Annotated in this window: 18 protein-coding genes; 1 reads left to right on the top strand and 17 read right to left on the bottom strand. The window is 71.7% G+C overall.

The features are described 5' to 3' along the window. Positions 1-20: 20 nt before the first annotated feature. The 12 genes from ACY0I8_RS01115 to ACY0I8_RS01060 form a co-directional block, all read right to left on the bottom strand. On the bottom strand, positions 21-2,153 hold the full coding sequence (locus ACY0I8_RS01115) for a methyl-accepting chemotaxis protein (RefSeq protein WP_461393225.1): 2,133 nt from the start codon (positions 2,151-2,153) through the stop codon (positions 21-23). Continuing rightward, entirely contained in the window at positions 2,150-5,311 is a 3,162-nt protein-coding gene (locus tag ACY0I8_RS01110) for a hybrid sensor histidine kinase/response regulator (protein WP_461393224.1), read from the bottom strand. Before ACY0I8_RS01110 ends, ACY0I8_RS01115 begins: the two co-directional genes overlap by 4 nt. 28 nt (positions 5,312-5,339) lie before the next feature. Next, complete coding sequence (locus ACY0I8_RS01105; protein WP_461393223.1) at positions 5,340-5,651, bottom strand: STAS domain-containing protein; 312 nt, start codon at positions 5,649-5,651, stop codon at positions 5,340-5,342. A 4-nt stretch (positions 5,652-5,655) separates the two neighbouring features. Continuing rightward, positions 5,656-6,084, bottom strand: a complete 429-nt coding sequence (locus tag ACY0I8_RS01100) for an ATP-binding protein (RefSeq protein ID WP_461393222.1) — start codon at positions 6,082-6,084, stop codon at positions 5,656-5,658. A gap of 1 nt (position 6,085) precedes the next feature. Beyond that, positions 6,086-7,129 carry a PP2C family protein-serine/threonine phosphatase gene (locus ACY0I8_RS01095; RefSeq protein ID WP_461393221.1) on the bottom strand — a complete coding sequence of 348 codons (1,044 nt, stop codon included), beginning with the start codon at positions 7,127-7,129 and terminating at the stop codon, positions 6,086-6,088. 280 nt (positions 7,130-7,409) lie between these two features. Beyond that, positions 7,410-7,850, bottom strand: a complete 441-nt coding sequence (trxC, locus tag ACY0I8_RS01090) for a thioredoxin TrxC (protein ID WP_461393220.1) — start codon at positions 7,848-7,850, stop codon at positions 7,410-7,412. Positions 7,851-8,094: 244 nt separating this feature from the next. Then, positions 8,095-8,985 carry a chemotaxis protein CheW gene (locus ACY0I8_RS01085; RefSeq protein WP_461393219.1) on the bottom strand — a complete coding sequence of 297 codons (891 nt, stop codon included), beginning with the start codon at positions 8,983-8,985 and terminating at the stop codon, positions 8,095-8,097. A gap of 510 nt (positions 8,986-9,495) precedes the next feature. After that, entirely contained in the window at positions 9,496-10,074 is a 579-nt protein-coding gene (locus ACY0I8_RS01080; protein ID WP_461393218.1) for a cupin domain-containing protein, read from the bottom strand. 108 nt (positions 10,075-10,182) lie between these two features. Then, positions 10,183-10,740, bottom strand: a complete 558-nt coding sequence (locus ACY0I8_RS01075) for a 2-oxoacid:acceptor oxidoreductase family protein (RefSeq protein WP_461393217.1) — start codon at positions 10,738-10,740, stop codon at positions 10,183-10,185. A 178-nt stretch (positions 10,741-10,918) separates the two neighbouring features. Beyond that, a complete protein-coding gene (locus ACY0I8_RS01070; RefSeq protein ID WP_461393216.1) occupies positions 10,919-11,671 on the bottom strand; it encodes a thiamine pyrophosphate-dependent enzyme in 753 nt (250 codons plus the stop codon). Continuing rightward, a complete protein-coding gene (gene vorB, locus ACY0I8_RS01065) occupies positions 11,668-12,744 on the bottom strand; it encodes a 3-methyl-2-oxobutanoate dehydrogenase subunit VorB (protein WP_461393215.1) in 1,077 nt (358 codons plus the stop codon). Before vorB ends, ACY0I8_RS01070 begins: the two co-directional genes overlap by 4 nt. Then, on the bottom strand, positions 12,741-12,944 hold the full coding sequence (locus tag ACY0I8_RS01060) for a 4Fe-4S dicluster domain-containing protein (RefSeq protein ID WP_459941309.1): 204 nt from the start codon (positions 12,942-12,944) through the stop codon (positions 12,741-12,743). Before ACY0I8_RS01060 ends, vorB begins: the two co-directional genes overlap by 4 nt. A gap of 227 nt (positions 12,945-13,171) precedes the next feature. On the opposite strand from ACY0I8_RS01060, the gene ACY0I8_RS01055 reads away from it, so the two are divergent. Continuing rightward, on the top strand, positions 13,172-13,570 hold the full coding sequence (locus ACY0I8_RS01055) for a hypothetical protein (protein ID WP_461393214.1): 399 nt from the start codon (positions 13,172-13,174) through the stop codon (positions 13,568-13,570). Between the two features lie 187 nt (positions 13,571-13,757). On the opposite strand, the gene ACY0I8_RS01050 is transcribed toward ACY0I8_RS01055, so the two are convergent. The 5 genes from ACY0I8_RS01050 to ACY0I8_RS01030 are packed head-to-tail and all read right to left on the bottom strand — an operon-like array spanning position 13,758 to position 18,301. Further along, positions 13,758-14,588, bottom strand: coding sequence for a Clp1/GlmU family protein (locus tag ACY0I8_RS01050; RefSeq protein ID WP_461393213.1), 831 nt, complete (start codon positions 14,586-14,588; stop codon positions 13,758-13,760). Then, positions 14,585-15,217: a 2-oxoacid:acceptor oxidoreductase family protein gene (locus ACY0I8_RS01045; RefSeq protein WP_461393212.1), complete on the bottom strand. Its 633-nt coding sequence runs from the start codon at positions 15,215-15,217 to the stop codon at positions 14,585-14,587. The genes ACY0I8_RS01050 and ACY0I8_RS01045 overlap by 4 nt, the downstream gene beginning before the upstream one ends. After that, positions 15,214-17,115 carry a thiamine pyrophosphate-dependent enzyme gene (locus ACY0I8_RS01040; RefSeq protein WP_461393211.1) on the bottom strand — a complete coding sequence of 634 codons (1,902 nt, stop codon included), beginning with the start codon at positions 17,113-17,115 and terminating at the stop codon, positions 15,214-15,216. Before ACY0I8_RS01040 ends, ACY0I8_RS01045 begins: the two co-directional genes overlap by 4 nt. Further along, complete coding sequence (locus ACY0I8_RS01035; RefSeq protein WP_461393210.1) at positions 17,112-17,660, bottom strand: hypothetical protein; 549 nt, start codon at positions 17,658-17,660, stop codon at positions 17,112-17,114. The genes ACY0I8_RS01040 and ACY0I8_RS01035 overlap by 4 nt, the downstream gene beginning before the upstream one ends. Continuing rightward, positions 17,657-18,301 carry a methylenetetrahydrofolate reductase C-terminal domain-containing protein gene (locus tag ACY0I8_RS01030; protein ID WP_461393209.1) on the bottom strand — a complete coding sequence of 215 codons (645 nt, stop codon included), beginning with the start codon at positions 18,299-18,301 and terminating at the stop codon, positions 17,657-17,659. Before ACY0I8_RS01030 ends, ACY0I8_RS01035 begins: the two co-directional genes overlap by 4 nt. Positions 18,302-18,384 lie beyond the last annotated feature (83 nt).

Below are 18,384 nucleotides of genomic sequence, written 5' to 3'. Positions count from 1 at the left end.
GGATTCCGTTCCCCTGTCCCTCACACCCGAAACCGTTCCACGAGCCGCGACAGATGGGCCGCGGTGCCGGCCAACTCGGCCGCCCGGTCCCTGACGGCCTCGGCCTCGCCCCTGGCCCCGTCCACCTGCCCCGACACGGTGCCCAGAACGGACGAAACCTCGCCCGCCCGGTCCGCCACCCGGCTTACGGCGGCGGCCGAGGCGTCGAGCCCGGTCGCGGCCTGCCCCACCCCCTCGGCGATCTGGCGGGTCGTGACCGATTGTTCCTCCACGGCCGCCGCGATGCCGGCCACCACGTCCTCCACCCTACCGATCGCCCCGGCGACGGCCTCGATGTCCTCGCGGGTGGCCCGGGTCGAACCGACGATCGCCTCGATCCGTTCCCGGATCTGCCCGGTGGCCTCGGCCGTCTGGCGCGCGAGCTCCTTGATCTCATGGGCGACCACCGCAAAGCCCTTGCCGGCCTCGCCGGCGCGGGCCGCCTCGATCGTGGCGTTGAGCGCGAGAAGCCGGGTCTGCTCGCTGATCTCGTGGATGGCCTGGGTCACCGCCCCGATCCGGTCGGCCGCCTCGGTGAGTTCCCCCACCCGTTCGGTGGCCCGGCGGGCCTGTTCCACCGCTCCCCCCGTGGTGTCCCGAGCCGACTCCGTGCTCCGGGCGATCTCCGCGATGGTGTCGGCCATCTGCTGGGCCGCCCGGGCCACCTCGGCCAAGGTGGCGTTGGCCGTGCCCACCTCGGCGTCCACCTCGCCCGCGGTGCGGGCCAACTCGCCGGTGTCCGCCGCAGCCCGGTTCGCGTGGCCCGACGCCTCGCTCACCCCGGCCGCGATCGCCTCCACCGCCCCGGTGACGCCGGACGCCGTTTCGGCCACCTCCTGGGACGCCCGCTTCACCTCCTCCACCACCACCCGGATCTTGTCGAGGAACAGGTTGAACCAGAACGCCATCCGGTCGAACTCGTCCACCTCGCCCCCGCGGGCCGTGGAGTAGACCTGGCATTCCCGGCAGTCGGACACGAGGCCGTTCTGGACCTCCTCACAGCGCACGTTTTCGGATAGAGGTTGCAGGGTTCCGGACCGGCTCCAGCAGGGGTCGTCCACCCCGTAGGAGGGGCACTCCTCGGCCGAACACCCCATGACGTCGGAGCACACCGGAACCCGGTACGGGAGCCGCCGGGTGAGGTCCCCTTCGCCCTCGGCCATGTCCTTGAGGATGTCCACGGTGCGGGTGAGGGCCCGGGTGGTGCCCACCCCGATCCAGCCCAGCACGGCCAGGAGTACGGCCGCCACGCCCACGCCGGCCGCCCCGACACCCCACCGGGTGCGGTGGACCGAGGCCTCCGCCTCCCGCCCCGCCCGTTCCACCAGGGAGGCCACGGCGTCCTTCGCCCGGGCCGCCCGGTCCCTCACCTGGTCCAGCCCGGCGGCGGCGGCGTCCCGGGCGGCCCAGGTGGCCGCGGCCGCCTCGGCCACGCGCTCGAACGTCTCGCCGTACCGCCCGACGGCCTCGCCCAGGGTTTCGGTGGCGTCCCCTTTGAAATCCTCCATTTTCTGCTGCCGAAGTTTCGTCCGAAGGGCCTCCAGGCTCTCCCGGAACCCCTCGGCCAGGGCCGGATCCTGGTGGAGGAACAGGTTCTTCCCCGCCTCCCGGCAGCCCACGAACGCCTCCTTGAGGTACGAAAACCACTGGAGGCGCTCCGCGAGGCCGGCCTCCTCGGCCGCAAGGCGCGCCCGGAGCCCCTCGTCGGGGCCGAACCCCAGGGCCTTCTGACGCCGCGCCCACTCCCCGAGCTTCCCGACGAACCCATCAAGCGTGGCCCGCAGGCCGTCGAGCGCCCGTTCCAGGTCGCCCCCCGTGGCGGCTCCCACCGCCGCCAGGCGCCGGTCCACATCGGCACCCACCGCCACGAGCCGGTCCCGGAACGCCTCCACCCCTTCGGCGTCGAGCCGGCGGGCCTCGGCCGCCAGCGTGAGCGCCGCGATCTCGGCGTCGGCCACGGCCCGCAAGGCTTCGGTCGCCCGGCCGGTCTGGGACAACCGCTCCGCCACGGCCCCCAGGCCCAGGGACGCGGCCACCGCGATCCCGGCGAGCCCGGCCACGGCCACCCCCAGGGACACCCAGATTTTCTGCCGAAACGACAGCCGCTTTTTCATCCGTTCGCCTCCGTGCGCAGGATGCGGGACAGACTCGCCAGGAGCTCATCCCGGTCGAGTTTGACTTGGTAGTCCGTGACTCCGGCCTCTCGGCCCCGCTCGATGTCCTCGTCCTCGGCGAGGGTGGTGAGGGCCACCACGGGAAGATCTCGGAACCGTTCGTCGACCCGGATCCGCCGGGTGAGCTCCAGGCCGTCCATGTGGGGCATCTCGATGTCGGTCACGACGCCGTCGATCCCGTCGCCAAGCCGGCAGAGGGTCTCCCAGGCCTCCCGGCCGTCCTCGGCCTCCACCACCTCGTACCCGGCCGCCCGCAGGAACCCGGCCACCTGGCCCCGGAAGAAGGTCGAGTCCTCCGCCAGGAGGAGCCGCGCCCCCGCCCGGGCCGTGAGCTCCGCCTCGGCCCGGGGCCGGAACCAGTCGGGGTAGATCCGCCGGGCGAGGTCCATGGGATCCACCACCAGCACGGTGGCCCCGTCGATCACCATGGACCCGCCGATCCCCGGCTGGACGAGGGTCTCCCGGTCCACCGCCACCCGGCCCTGGAAGGCGTCCACCGGCCCGGTGGCCAGCACCCCGGCCACCCGGCCGGGAAGCCGGACCACGAGCACCACCGGATCGGCCGCTTCGTCCCGGGGGGACACCCGGGCCACCTCGTCGAGCACCAGAAGGGGCAGGGTTTCACCCTTGTACTGGAGCACCAGCCGGCCCCCCACGGTGGCCAGGGCGTCCGGCCGGATCCGCTCGATCCGCTGCACCACGTCGAGGGGCAGGGCGAACCGCTCGCCCCGCCCGAACCCGAACAGCAGGAACTGCTCCTCGCCGACCGCCCGGCCCCTCGCCGCGGCCTTGACCTCGGCCGCCCGCGCCGAGCCCTCCACGCTCGCGAGCCGGGCCTGGCGGGCGACGCCGGGGACGTCCAGGATGAGCGCCACCCGGCCGTTCCCCATGATCGTGGCCCCGGCGTAGCACCCGCACCCCTTGAGATGCCGGCCCAAGGGCTTCACCACGATCTCCTCGGCGTCGAGGAGTTCGTCCACCACGAGGCCGTACCGGAACGGGCCGGCGTTCGCCACCACGATGCACACGGCGCTCGCCTGGCGCCGGTCCGCTCCCCGGCGGCGGGGGTCGGGAGATGCCGCCGCAGCGGCCCCGGGGGCGGTCTCGTCCAACCCGAGGCGCAAGCCCCGTCGGTCGGCGATGGTCCGGCGGCGGTCCGGCCGCTCCTCCCCCGTGGACGGGTCCCGGTACCGAGGCTGGAGCCCCAAAACGTCGGCCAGGCGCACCAGGGGCAGCAGCCGGTCCCGGAGCCGCACCACTTCGGCGTTCCCCACGATCTCGACACGGTCTTTGACCTGGGAGGCGGGGATCCGGAGCAGTTCGTCCATGTTGACCTGGGGGATCGCAAACGCCTGCCCGCCGGCCCGTACGATCTGGCTCGGGATGATCGCGAGGGTGAGGGGCAGCTTGATCCGCACCGTGGTGCCCGCGCCCGGCGCGGACTCGATGTCCACGACGCCGCCGAGCTTGTCGAGGTTCGTTTTGACGACGTCCATCCCCACACCGCGGCCGGACACGTCGGTCACCTGCTCGGCTGTGGAGAATCCCGGGAGGAAGATGAGGCCCACCTTCTCCTTTTCGGACATGGCCCGCACCTGGTCCGGGGCCACGAGCCCTTTCTCCACGGCTTTGGCCACGATTCGCTCCGGGTCCATCCCCCGGCCGTCGTCGGAGATCTCGATGTTCACGTGGCCGGCCTCGTGGAACGCCCGGAGGGTCACGGTGCCCTTCGGGGGTTTGCCGGCGGCCTCCCGTTCCGCCGGGGGCTCCAGGCCGTGGTCCACCGCGTTTCGCACGAGGTGGGTCAGCGGGTCGTTGAGCCCCTCGAGGATCGTTTTGTCGAGCTCCACCTCGTTGCCCTCGACCACGAGCTCCACCTGTTTGCCGAGCTTCCGGGCCAGGTCCCGCACCACCCGCGGGAATTTCCCGAAGATCTTGCCCACCGGCTGCATCCGGGTGAGCATGATCGTCTCCTGGAGCTCCGAGGTGATGAGGTCGATGCGCTGGGCGATCCGCTCCACCGATCCGGCCCCGGTGTTCACGGCCTGGAGGAGCTGATTCCGGCTGAGCACGAGCTCCCCGGCCAGGGTCATCAGGTTCTCCAAGAGGGCCACGTTGACCCGGATGCTCGTCTCGGCGGGCGCCGCCGGGGAGGACGACTTGTCGCCCGCCCCGCCGGGAGCGGGCGAGGGCTTCCCGCGGGCCGGCCCCGGGGGCGATGGTTTCGGGAGCTCCGGGGCCGGCTTGGGGGCCTCGGCCGCCGGCCGGGCCACCACCTGCTCGGTGGGCGGCGGTTCGGGCGTCACCGGCTCGGGCGGCGCGTCGCGGAAGTGGGCCTCCCCGAGCACGTGGATCCGTTCCTCCGGCAGGTCGAACACGCCGGACACGATGTCGGTGCCGATGATGGTGGCGTAGAGCACGAGAAAGGGGATCGACCGGGGCAGCTCGTCGGCGAAGAGGTCCCCGGCCACGGAAGGCTCGACCTTGCTGTCCAGGATGACCCCGCCGTCGTCGAGCTCCTGGAGCACGGTGAGCGGCGACCGGCCCAGGCGGTGGACGTCGTGGATGAGGTCGTACTCGAACACGTAGAGGTTCTTGCCCCCCTTCAGAGCCTCGTCCACCTCGAAGCGGCTCACGGTGAACACCGGGCCCCGGCCTTCGAGCACCACCTGCACCCGTTCTGACACCGTGGGTTTTCGCTCCTCGGGCAGGTTGGCCGTGGTGAGGCCCTCCAGCGCCACTGTGAGTTCCGACACGTCGGCGTCGCGGCCGGCCTCCGTGTCCTGCAGGAGCTCCCGGAGGCGGTCGAACCCCTGCAGGAGCAGGTTGATGACGTCGGGATTGGGAACGAGCTCGTGGCTTCGCAACAGCCCCAGCACGTTCTCCAGTTTGTGCGCGAGCTGGTTGATCGCCTGGAGCCCCAGGAACCCCGCCCCCCCCTTGATGGAGTGGGCCGCCCGGAACACCTTGTTCACGAGCTCCTCGTCCGCCTCGCTTCCCGCCTGTTCGATGGCGAGCAGGTCCGACTCGATGTCCGCGAGGTGGTCCAGGGACTCCTCCACGTACATCTGGAGGGTTTCGTCGTCGAGAAACGTCATGGCGCGCTCCGTGATGGGACGTGGTGCCTCAGGCCGCCGACTCCACCTGGAGGTGGCGGTCGAGCCGCATGGTCCGGAAGAGCTTTGCGATCTCGGGGTGCACGCCGACCACCCTCACCCGGCCGCCCCGGGGCCCCACCGTGTTGTGGGCGGCCAGGAGGAGCCCGATCCCCATGGAGTCCACGTCGTCCACGCCGCCGAGATCGAACACCACCTCCGTGGCCCCCGCTTCCACGGCCTCCCGGAGGGGGACCCGGAGCTCCTCGGCCGCGGAAGCCACGAGTCCGGGCGCCGGCACCACGCGGACCACGGTTCCGTCCCGCTCCAACACGCTTTGCATCGGTTCACCTCCCTTCCGGCGCCGCCCGGTGGGGGCGACATTCCAGACACAGTTCGTTACCCCGTTCGTTGAACCGCACCTCGTCCGCGTAGAGCCGGAGCAGCCGAAGCCCCCGGCCGCCCTCCGCCGACGGGGCCGACCGGACCCCGAGCCACCGCTCCCAGTCGAACCCCTCGCCGCCGTCCGCCACCCGGGCCCACCACCGGCCGGGTTCGATCCGGACCTCCACCGCCACCTCCCGGCGGGGATCGAGCCGACACCCGTGGCGCACGGCGTTCACCAGGGCCTCCCGGAGCGCGAGCCGAAACCGGAACCGGTCGTCCGGGTGGGCGTCGGCGATCATCTCGGCCACCACGCCGAGCACCCGGTCCACGGCCCCGAACTCGGCCGGCATCGTCCCCCGGAACTCACGCACCACCCCCCGTTCGGGCATCTCACACCTCCAGGCCCACAAGCACCACGTCATCCCGGGGTACCGACCCGCCCAGCGCCCGCGCCGCCGCCTCGGCCACGGCGAGCTCCACCGGGTACCCGGCCACGTCCTCGAGGGCCCGGCAGAGGGCCCCCAGGGCCCGGGACCGCGCCGCCGCACCCGGGCCGTAGGCGTCCAGGAGCCCGTCGGAATAGAGATAGAAACGGGTCCCCGGTCCTACGGCGAGCTCCACCTCCCCCATCACGGGCGCCTCAAATACGCCGAGCACGTCGCCCTCTGACTCGACCACACGCGCCCGGCGGTCGGCCCCCACGAGGATGGCCGGAGGATGCCCGGCGCTGGCCAGGAGCACCCGGCTCCGGTACCGGTCCACCCGGGCGTACGCGGCCGTGACGTGGCCTCCGTCGGCCAAGAGCGGCCGCAGCGCCCCGTTGAGCGACCCGAGCACCGCCGAAGGCCGGCCGTGGCCCTCCACCGCCAGGTGGAGCCCCGCCTTCAGGGCCCCGGTGACGTAGGCCGCGCCCAGGTCGTGGCCCATGGTGTCGGCCACGAGCACCCCGTAGCTCGAGTGGTCGAGCCGGACGACGTCGTAGAAGTCCCCCCCGGCCTCGAGCGCCGGGGCGTACACCGCGCCGAACCGAAGCCCTGGCACCGAGCCCGGCCGGGGCAGCAGCCGAGCCTGGGCCCGGGCGAGGGTGGCCCTCTGCCGGGCCTCCTCGGCCCGTTCCCGCGCGCGCGCCCCGCGGTGCTCCAGATGAACGAGCACCCTCCGGGCGATCTCCGCAGCCGGGGCATCGGCCGGCACCGTGTCGTGGGCGCCAGCCCCGGGATCGGCCCCCCAGCCGATCACGGTCGGGCCCCGCCCGTTTCGAGGCAGCGAAAGCGCCGCCGCGGTCACGACGACCCCCGGCCGCTCCCCCAACACCGCAGCCCCAGCCGCCTCGGGCGTGGCCTCCAGGACCACCACCCCGGCGGCCTCGAGGGCCGCCATTAGCCGGGCCCGCGCCTCCCGGCGTTCGTGAACCACCAGAACGGTTTCGCCCACGCGTGCCGCCTCCTCACACGAAGGGCGGGCCGCCGCGGCCCGCCCCCAGAAACCAAACGCTGTATAGGAAATGAATCGTCCAACCCGGGCTACTTCTTGAGTCCTGAGGTGCAAAAAACTTTTTTCACAAATGAGCTGTCTTTTGCTCATTCTTGCATATACAGGAAAAACATTGCGGAGAGTCCCGGGGTGGCCCCTCAGAGGCCACGCGCTTTTGGCCGGGCGAACCCCAGGGAAACGGGAGGGAAAAGGGGATGGCGGTCGGATGGAGGACGGGCGGCTACGACCCGAGGTTTCGGCGGATCCAGTCGAGGAGCGCCGGCAGGGGCATGGCCCCGCTCTGCCGGGCCACCTCGGAGCCACCGCGGAAAAGAATCAGCGTGGGAACGGCCTGGATGCGGTACCGGCTCGCCAGGCTGGGCTCGGCCTCGGTGTTCACCTTGGCCACCCGCACCTGGGGCTCCAACGCGGTCGCGGCCTGTTCGAGAACCGGGGACATCATGCGGCACGGCCCACACCATGGGGCCCAAAAGTCAACGAGCACCGGAAGGCTCGCCTTCTCCACGTGGGCGGGGAACGACCCCTGGGAGAGCTCCACCGGCCGCCCGGTGAACAGGGGACTCCGGCATCGGCCGCACACGGGCCGCTCTCCAAGGCGCCCGGCGGGTACCCTGTTCAGCGTGGAGCACGAGGGGCATGCGATCAGAACCGGATCGGACATTCCTCTCCTCTCGGTGGAAGGATCGGAACCTCGAACGCCGGAAAGTTCCCTTTCGCCGCCTGTCGGCGCTGGCAGCACCTCGCTCCCGCAGGCGTTCCGGCGAACATTGCGGTCGAAAAGATAAGACGAGGTTTCGGGGCGGCAAGGGCTGACGCTCGCGCGGCCGCCCAGGCCGGCGCTCCAACCCCGCCCCACCCTGCTGGTTCCTGGCGGTGCGCCGGGGTCCCGGACGATCCTTGCGCTGTTACGGGTGCTCCAACACGATCCGGTCGACGGTTTCGAGGAGCTCGGGGAGGTCGGGTTTGCAGATCTGGGCGGTGGCGCCGAGGGCTTCGCCCTTTCGGCGCATCTCTTCGTGGATCATGGAGGAGTAGAGGACCACCGGGAGGCGGCGCAGGGCCTCGTCGGCCCGGATCCGGCGCAGGAGGTGGTGCCCGTCCATGCGGGGCATCTCGATGTCGGACACGACGAGATCCGGCCGCGGGGGATCCTGCAGCCGTTCCCAGGCGGCCTGGCCGTCGGCCACGGCCTCCACCGTGTAGCCCGCCCCCTCCAGGCGCGAGCACAGGAGCTTCCGCACGGCCCGGGAGTCCTCGGCCACGAGCACCCGCTTTCCCCTGCGGCGCTCGTCGAGGGGAACCGCGGCGGCCGCGTCCTCCTGGGGGGAGATCTCGGCCACGATGGTCTCGAAATCGAGAAGGAGGAGGATGCGGTCCCGGTTCTCCCCGAGCCGCAGGATGCCCACGGCGGCCTTGGACGCGGCCAGGCTCCCCTTCTCCACCGGCTCCAGGGCGCCCCACCCGGTGCGGTGGATCCGCTCGACCCCGTGGACCAGGAACCCCACGGTCATGCGGTTAAACTCGGCCACGATGATCCTGGCCCGGCGCGGATCGGGCTGGGCGGCGCTCCCCAGCCATTGGCCCAGGTCCACCAGGGGAATCACGGCGTCGCGATGGCGGAACATGCCCAGCACGCAGGGGTGGGCGTGGGGAATCGGGGTCGGCTCCACGGGCCGGACGATCTCGCGGACCTTGGCCACGTTGATGGCGTAGGCGCGGCCGTCCACCCAGAACTCCACCACCTCGAGCTCGTTGGTGCCGACCTCGGTCAGAATGCTTGTGAGCCCCTGGGCCATGGCGCTGCCTCCGCGGAAGCCGGGGGACCGAAACCGCCCTCCTTTCATCGGCCGCAGGGCCCAAAAGCTTTACTAACACCAACGGAAGTATTGTCAGCTCCCCGTCGTGGCTACGGAAATCCGCGGGTGGGGGGCTGGTGGAGAGCCGGGTGCGGCCCCTCACCTCGCCGCGCCTCACCAGGCTTGGATTGCTTTGGAAGTTCCGGAATTTCCGCTGCCGACGCTCCGGCCTGCCGACCTTGCGACGGCATGCGAGGGCGCGGCGATCGGGTGCCGCACTCGCACCCGGCCGGAACCAGTCCCCCACCCGCCTCAGGCAATGCGTTTGAAGGTATGAGTATCGGGGATCCGACCTGGGACGTCGGATGTCGGGGCGATCGAGCCCGGGTTCGGCGCCCCCCCGCCGGGGACCGGAGCGGGCTCCGAGCGGAACCCAGGAGGCCTTCGAGCTTCCCAGCTTCCCAGCTTTCCAGCCTCCCAGCTTCCCAGCGTCCTAGCTTCTTAGCCGTATCACTTCGGCTGCCAGATCACGGCCAGCACCTTCGCGGGCTGGTCGCCGTGGCAGGTGACCCGGTGGGGGAGGCTCGCGTCGTAGAGGATGGAGTCGCCGGGTTCCAGCACGTCGGTGTGGCCGGCGAGATACACCTCCATCCGGCCCTCGAGAACCAGGAGGAACTCCTCGCCCTCGTGGACCGAGGGCTTGGGGTGGGGCACCGTGGGGGGTTCCAGGGTGATCAGGAAGGGTTCGATGTGGCGGTCCTTCTTGCCGAACCCCAGGGACTCGTAGGTGTACCCGTACGAAACCCCTTCACGCGAGGCGAACCGGGACACCTGGCGGCTTTCGCCTTTGCGCACGATGGTGTAGGGATCCCGGGCCTCCTCGCCCCAGAGCTCCCCCAGGGGTACCCCCAGGGCGTGGGCGATCTTGCCGAGGGCCCCGAGCGGCGGGCTCACCAGGTGGTTCTCGATCTGGTTCAGCAGGGCCGAGGTGTAGCCCGTGCGGTCGGCGAGCTCCTGGAGGCTCAACCCCGCGCGCTCCCGCACCTGACGGATCCGCTCACCCACCATGACTTCTTTGCGTTCGGTCATCTCCGGACCTCCGGTATGGGTCAGTCGTCGGTCTTGGGGAGGCGGTCGAAGGCCCCGCGGCACACCATGCGCGCCCTTCCGTTCACGGTAGCGAGGGCCCGAGCGAGATCAGGCGGTCTCCCCTTTCCCGGACACCTGTGCCGCGCCTAGTTCCAACGCCTTGCGATTCAAGGGGATGAGCCCGTGGGCCTTCTCGGGCAGCGCCTCGGGCAAGGCCTCGATCACCGCGGCGAGGGGGAGGAGCCCGGTGAGCTCCACGTACGCGCCCAGGGCCACCATGCTGGCCACCCGGGCGTTACCGAGCTCCAGCGCTAACTCGTTGCAGGGGACCCGCGCCACCCGCACGTCCTCTCGCTGGAACGCCCCGTCCGCCACGATGGAGGAGTTTACCACCACGTATCCCCCCGGCCGCACCCGGGGTCCGAACTTCACGACCGAGGGCTCGTTCATGGCCACCACCCCCAGGGGCCGTGCCGTCACCGGGCTCCCGATCTCCCGGTCCGACAGGGTCACCGTGCAGTTGGCCGTGCCGCCCCGCATCTCCACCCCGTAGGCCGGGAAGAAAGTGACCCGCAGCCCGTGGCGCAGCCCCGCCACGGCCAGAAGGTTGCCGATCATCAAGATGCCCTGCCCCCCGAACCCCGCCATGATCACGTCGTGGTGCATCGGTCGCTGTCCTATGCTTGCTGCTGGAAGGCTAGAAGGCTGGGAAGCCGGAACGCCAAGACCTCTCGTGGTCCCCGCTTCGCAGCCGCCACCGATCGTTAGGGAGGGGCCCTCCCCCCGCCGTTCGTCCCAACCGGGACACCCGGCGCGGCCTCGCGGGGGCGCCCGCCCGTCTCCCTCAGAGCGCGTCTTTCCCCTTGCGCTCCTTGAACACGCCCAGCGGGAAGTAGGGGATCATCTCCCGCTCGATCCGCCGCACGGCGTCCAGGGGCGTCATGCCCCAGTTCGTGGGGCAGGTGGAAAGGATCTCCACGAACCCCATGCCCTTTTCCTCGAGCTGGGTCTCGAACGCCTGGAACACCGCCTTGCGGGCCTTGGCGAGGCGGGCCGGGGTGTCCACGGCCACGCGGGCCGCAAATCCCACCCCCTCCAACTGGGCGAGCATCTCGGTCATCTTGATCGGGTAGCCGTCCTGCCCGAACTCCCGGCCGTAGGGGCTCGTGGTGCTCCGCTGGCCCAGCAAGGTGGTGGGGGCCATCTGGCCGCCGGTCATGCCGTAAATCGTGTTGTTCACGAAGATGACGCTCAGGTTCTCCCCCCGGTTGGCGGCGTGGATGATCTCGGCCGTGCCGATGGCCGCCAGATCGCCGTCGCCCTGGTAGATGAACACGAACTTGTCGGGGTTCGTGCGCTTGATCCCCGTGGCCACGGCCGGCGCGCGGCCGTGGGGCGACTCCACCACGTCGACGTCGAAGTAGTCGTAGAGGAACACGCTACACCCCACCGAGGCGGCCGCGATCGTGCGTTCGCGCACCCCGAAGTGATCGATGGCCTCGGCCACGAGCCGGTGGATCACCCCGTGGTGGCACCCCGGGCAGAAGTGGAACGGTTTGTCGGTGAGGCTCTGGGGCTTGGTGAACACGGCCTTCATGCCGCCTCCTCCCCGGCGGGCAGCCGGCGCACGATCTCCTCGTAGATGTCGTCGGGGCTCGGCAGATACCCGGGCGGGTACCCCGCGAAGTGCACCGGCACCCGGCCTTCCACCGCGAGGCGCACGTCCTCCACCATCTGGCCGGTGTTGAGCTCCACGGTGAGGAGCGGCACCCCCTGCTCGGCCACCTGCCGCACCGCCTCGTCGGGGAACGGCCACAGCGTGATCGGCCGAATGTACCCGACCCTTCGGCCCTCGTCGTTCAGCCGGTCCACCGCGCTCTTGGCGATCCGGGCGGCCGACCCGAAGGCCACCACCGCGATCTCGCACCCCTCGGGCAGCTTCACCTCGGCCCGGGCTTCTTTGCGCCGAATCTCTTCGTACTTCTTGGCGAGCTTCCAGTTGTGCTCGGCGAGCTCCCCGTCGCCCAGATACAGCGACTTGATCCTCCGGCCCGGCCGGCCCGAGGCGCCCGTGACCGCCCACTCCTCCTTCGGGAACGCCTTCGGCTCCGGCTCCCATTCCTCCAGGGGCTCCATCATCATGCCCACCATGGCGTCGGCCAGGATCATGACGGGAGTCCGGTACTGGTCGGCCAGGTCGAAGGCCAGGATCGTGAGATCGTACATCTCCTGGACCGAGGCCGGGGCGAGCACGACGGTGCGGTAGTCGCCGTGCCCCCCGCCCCGGGTGGCCTGGAAGTAGTCGCCCTGGCTCGGCGCGATGCCTCCGAGGCCCGGGCCGGACCGTTGGATGTTCGCGATCACGCCGGGAATCTCGCTCCCGGCCATGTAGCTGATGCCCTCCTGCTTCAGGCTGATCCCCGGGCTCGAAGAGCTCGTCATGGCCCGTTTGCCCGTGGCCCCCGCGCCCAGGAGCATGTTGATCGACGCGATCTCGCTTTCGGCCTGCACGAACTGCCCGCCGATCCGGGGGAGCACCCCGCTCAGGTACTCCGGGATGTCGCTCTGGGGGGTGATGGGGTACCCGAAATAGTACCGGCACCCGGCCGCCACGGCGGCCTTGGCCAGGGCCACGTTGCCCTTCACCAGGGTCTTTTTTCGTTCGCTCATTTCCAGACCTCGATCACCACGTCGGGGCACATGCGGGCGCAGATGGCGCAGCCGGTGCAGGCCTCCGGGTCCTTGAGCCCGACCGGCTGGTACCCCTGGGGGTTCAGGCGGTCGGTGATCTCCAGGCACTCCCGGGGGCAGAACTCCACGCAGATGCCGCAGCTCTTGCAGCGCTCTTCCCGTATCACCAGTTTGGGCATGCTTCTCCTCCACGGCTTGGAGCCGCGGACCTTACCAGCCGGGCGGTTGAGGTGTCAATTGGCCCAGCCTTACGAAACCCAGCGTTTCGCCTCATCAAACCCTGCGTCGGACCGCCTGCGCAAAAGGCGGTCGTGAACCCCTTTACAAGTGGGGCCGACCTGCTATGTTGGATTTTCAGAACTTTGTTTCACCCAGCGAGCGACACGCTTCACCTAGGAGGTGGACCATGGCCCGACGCGCATCGACACGCCCCCCCAAGATCCGAGCCCCCTTGCCGGTGATGATGCGTCTACGCGGGCTCGCACCCGAGGTCGCCCGGTTCGTGACCGAGGTGGGGGAGTCGGTGGAGGCGGTGCCCTGCGGCAACGGGGTTTGCGCCCTCGTGGGGTCCCCGCCCGACGAGTTCCGGATCGTGTGGATCGACGCCGGCGGCCGCCGGTGCCTCGACGACGAGGTGCCCGCCGAGCGCCTGGAGGAGATCCGGGCCCGGATCCGGGAGGCCTACTTCCACACCCCCTGGGACGTGCGCTACCTGAGCGAGGCCGGAAAACGCACGTTCCTGGTGGCCGTGTCGGACGAACTGGCCCAGGCCGTGCGAGAGGCCTGCAGCGCGGCGCTGGCCTAGGGGAAGTTGGGCCGACGGGGGCCCGACGGGCCGATCGGTGCGGGTCGCCGGGGCCCAGGCCCGCGACGCCGTTTTGTCGGAGGAACGGTCTGTACCCTTTCGGCCACGGATAAACACCGATGTGCAGTGATTTCTAAGGGTTAACTGTGCGAATCCGTGTCCATCTGTGGCTCACCCCCTTCCCGATTCACGGCCGTTCCTCCCCCGTGTCCGGGTCGATCCGGAGCGACCCCCACCGCAGCGCCCCCACCCGGTCCGGGGGCACGGGCGTTCGCACCCACCATCCGCCGGGGGCCACCCGGCTCACCGCCCCGAGCCCCAGGCACCACCCCTCCCGGTCCAGCACCCCCACAAGCCGCCACGGGAGGGGCCGACCCAGGCCGTAGACCGGCAGATCCGGAGCAACGCGGATCTCCCCGGCGCCCTGGAAGTGGCTCCGGAACCGGGCCGCCCGCGAGGCGGCCCGCTCTTCGAAAGACCTCGCCCGCACCCCCTCCGGCGGCGGCCGCCGCACCACCCGAAACCGGGGATCCCGTTCCATCGGGCCCGCGACGGGCTCGAGTTCCCGGTCCCGCTCCAGGGCCACCACCGCGCACGGGGCCAGGGCCTCGGCCTTCCAGGTTTTGAGCGCCACCCCGCCCTCCGAGGGCGCCACAAGCCCGGTGGTGTCCACCACGATCCGCCGGCACCCCCGTTCCCGGGCCCGCGCCGCGAGTTTCGTCACCCCCACCACGGCGGGGAGCATGTGACCCCGGGGGCTCGTGCTCCCCACGAACCACCGGGCCTCCACCCGGGGTTCGCCCCCCTCCCCGCAGATCACCAGGCTCTGGACCGTGGGCGGCCCCCAGGCGCCCTGGCCCACGTCGGCGTCGACCCACCCCACCCGCTCCCCGGCCCGGGTCCAGGCCTCGACGAGCTCGCGGACCGTCGTGGTCTTCCCCCGGTCGGTGCGTCCGATCACGAGCACCGTGGGGACCTCGCCCACGAGCTCGGCGATCCGTCGCCCGCTCCCGGTCATCGGGCCGCCCCCCGGGCCAGCGCCTTCCCCAGTTCGAACGCCTCCCGGTTCGCCTCGAACCCCTGCAGCCGCTCCCGCACCGTGTCGAGGAGCGCCTCGTCCGGCACCGGCAGGTTCCCCAGGGCCGCCGCGAGCCCCAGGGCGATCACGTTCACCTGCCGGAGCGACCCAAACCGCTCTCGGCAGGCCGCCTCGAGCCCCACGAAATGCACCCGCGGCGTGACCCGTCCGATCCCCTCCCGGATGCGCTCGAGGCTCGGGTAGGCGGCCGTGCCGAGCCGCACCGCCGTGGGCACACGGGGCGCGGTTTCGCTCACGACCACCGTGTCGGGGTTCATGAGGGGAAGCGACCGCAGGGCCTCCAGGGGCTCGAGGGCCAAGACCAGGTGGGCCCCGCCCCGGGGGATCAGCCCCGAAAACGCCTGGCACCGGGGATCATCGAGCTCGGCCCCCTCGAGAACCCGGTAGCGCACGTGGGACGTGACCCGCCCCTCCCGCTGGGCCCCGCCCCGGCGCTCGGCGCCCGTCACCTCGACCCCGGAGCGCAGGGCCGCGAGCTTCAGCAGCGTGCCCAGGGTGATCACGCCCTGGCCCCCGATGCCGGCGATCAGGATGTCGTAGCGCCTCATGCCGCCCCCTTTCGCCGGATCCGGGTCGTGGTGATGGCCGAGTTGGGGCAGATCTCCTCGCACACCCCGCAGCGCTGACACAGCCCCGCGTCGATGAGGTAAACGGGCCCGTCCGGGGTCTCCTCCTCCCGGATCGCGGGGCAGGCGAGCTCCCGGTAGCACCGGTGGCAGCGCTGGCAGCGCTCGGGGTCGAGGTCCACCCACTCCTCGGCGGCCGGCGGGGCGAGCTTGCGGCGGCGCTCGGCCTGCAGCGCGCACTCGCCCTCCACCACGATCACCCGCACGCCCGACCCCGAAAGGGCCTCCCGCAGGAGCACCTCCAGCGGCCGCACCCGGAACGCATCGGCCCGCCGCACCCACTCCACCCCGAGGCTTCGGACGAACCCCACGAGATCCACGGCCTTGCGGGGGGTGCCGTCCACGAGCCGGTCGGTGGTGGGGCTCGGCTGGTGCCCGGTCATGGCGACCCACCGGTTGTCGAGGATGAGGAGCACCAGGTCCGCCCCGTTCTGCACGGCATTAAGGAGCGTGGGCACCCCCGAGTGGAAGAACGTGGAGTCCCCCACCAGGGCCACCACGGGCTGGTCGGTCACCTGGGCCACGGCCTGGCCGCTCCCGGCGCCGCAGTTCATGCAGGTGACCCAGTCCGACACCCGAAACGGCGGGAGCACCGACAGGGTGTAGCACCCGATGTCCCCGGCGAACACGGTGTCGGGCCCGGCGGCCTGTTTGAGGGCGTAGTTGGTGCCCCGGTGGGGGCACCCCGGGCAAAACGCCCCCTGCCGGGGAGGCACATCGGCCGCCACGGCCCGCCACGCCTCGGCCCCCTTCGTGCGGGACGCCGGCACCGGCCGGCCCAGGGCCTCGGCCAGGCCGTCCACCACCCGGTCCACGTCGATCTCGCCCGCGGCCGGGAAGATTTCCTTGCCCACGATGGGCGTGCGCACCCCGGCGTCGTAGGCCCACCGCTTCGCCTGGAACTCCAGGAACCCCTCGAGCTCCTCCACGAACACGGCCCGGTCGAGCCCGGCCAGAAACCGGGTGACCACCCCGGGATCCAGCGGGTAACTCAGCCCCACCTTGAGCACCGGCACGTCCCGGAGCCCGAGGATCTCCAGGGCCTCCATGGCGTAGGCGAAGAGAAGCCCCGAGCACACGAGGCCCACCCGGCCGCTCCCGGGAATCACCCGGTTGAGCCCCAGGCTCGCGGCGTCGGCCCGCAGCCGCTCCACGTTCGCGAGGCAGCGGCCGTGGTTTTTCACCGCGAAGTCGAAGAGGTTGAGGAACCGCTCGGGGTTCCGCTCGAACCGGCCCCGGTAGGTCACACGCTCCGGCAGCGTCCCGAGCCGCAGGGTGCCGATGTTGTGGCAGAGTTTGGAGGGGGCGTTCACCACGAACGGCAGGTCGTAGGCCTCCGAGAGCTCGAAGGCCCGGCGGGTCATCTCCTTGGCCTCCTGGATGTCGGCCGGCTCGAGCACGGGCAGGTGGGTGTGGAGGCTGTACCACCGGTCGTCCTGCTCGCCGGTGGAGCTCGTGGCCCCGGGGTCCGACCCGAGCACCACCACCATGCCGGCCCGCACCCCGGTGTACCCGGCGAAGTGGAACGGCTCGGCGGCCACGTTCATGCCCACGTGCTTCATGGCCACCATGGAACGCACCCCGGCCCACGAGGCCCCCAGGGCCCCCAGGGCCGCCACGTGCTCGTTGGTGCTGATCTCGGCGTAGAGCCCCGGGAACGCGGTCCGGAGATCCTGGAGCACGGTGCCCACCTCGCTCGCGGGGGTGCCCGGGTAGGTGGAGAAGTACCCGAGACCCGCCTCGAGCCCGCCCCGGGCCAGGGCCTCGTTGCCCATGGCCAGGATGGCCCGACCGGCCTCGGCCGATGCGAGCGGGTTCACGGCCCGGCCTCCAGGGGCTCGATCTCGGCCCCGTGGCGAAGGATCCGAAGGCCCTCCACGGCGACGGCCTCCTCCCCGGCCGGCAGGATCCAGCGGGTCACCCCGGCCCCGGCGAGCGCCCGGGCCCGGGCCCGTTGGGCCGGGGTGGAAAGCCGCCCTGCAGCCCAGAGCTCGAGGCCCACGCCGGCCCGCCGGAGTTCCCGGGCCAGCACCAGGGGATCCAGGAAATACACCGGCGCGTCCCCCGGGTCCCCCAGACGCCCGGTCAGAAGGAGAAGCCCCCGGCACCCCAGGGCCTCGGCGCCCCGGGCCTCGGCCAACAGCGCCGCCCGGTTCCGGTCGCGGCACACGAGCGGCACCACCACCGGCCGCTCGGGCCGGTCGAGGAGGACGCCTGCCGCGAGCGCCAGGGGGTGCACGCCCTCCCCCGGGTCGTCGAACGCGACCCCGACGCCTTCGGGGAGCCCCCGCAGGCGTTCCCACACCGCCCCGGCCCCGTCGGCCGACGACACGGCTCCCACGGCCACCCACCGTTCGGCGCTCATCGTCCCTTCCCTCCCGTGGACCGGGGCCGCCGGGGCGGCGGCGCGGGCGACCGGGCCCGCTCGAACGCCTCGGCCCGGCCCAGGGCCTCCAATCGCTCCCAGATCAGCTCCCACACGCAGTCGCGGCCCGGATCGGCCTCGCAGGCCCCGCCGTTGGCGTCTTCGCACGGCCCGTTCCGAAGGCTCTTGGGGCACCCGGTCACGGGGCAGAGCCCGGCCGTCTCGTTGAGGAGGCACTCCCCGCACAGGGCGCACTGCTCGTGGAACACCCCCACCCGCTCCACCGTGCCTACGAAATGGGCGTCGAGCCCGGCCACCACGGGCTTGCCCACGAGCTCCGCCACGGCCTGGGCCCCGCCCCCGCAGGCGAGGCACACGACCCCGTCGGCCACCTCGAGCTCCCGGGCCACCCGTTTGAGGTCCCGTCGGGTGAGCCGCCGGTCGCAGGGGCTCGGCAGGTCCACCCGGGCCAGCACCTCGAACCCCTCGGCCTCCATCCGCTCGGCCAGGTCGTCCACCTGGGCCGACCCGCCCGTCTGGCACACGGCCGCGCACTCGGCGCAGCCCACGATCACCCAGCGCGCCCCGTCCCCCAGGGCGAACCGGACCTCCTCCCAGGGCTTCGGCGTGGTCACGACCATGGCTGGCTACCTCCGTTGGCGGGGGACAACCGTGCGGACGCGAGGACGGGTGGAGGTGCGGACGGTCGAACTGCCGGAGGTCG

This window comes from Deferrisoma sp., from assembly GCF_054681715.1.
This window is presented reverse-complemented; position numbering and strand designations above follow the sequence as displayed.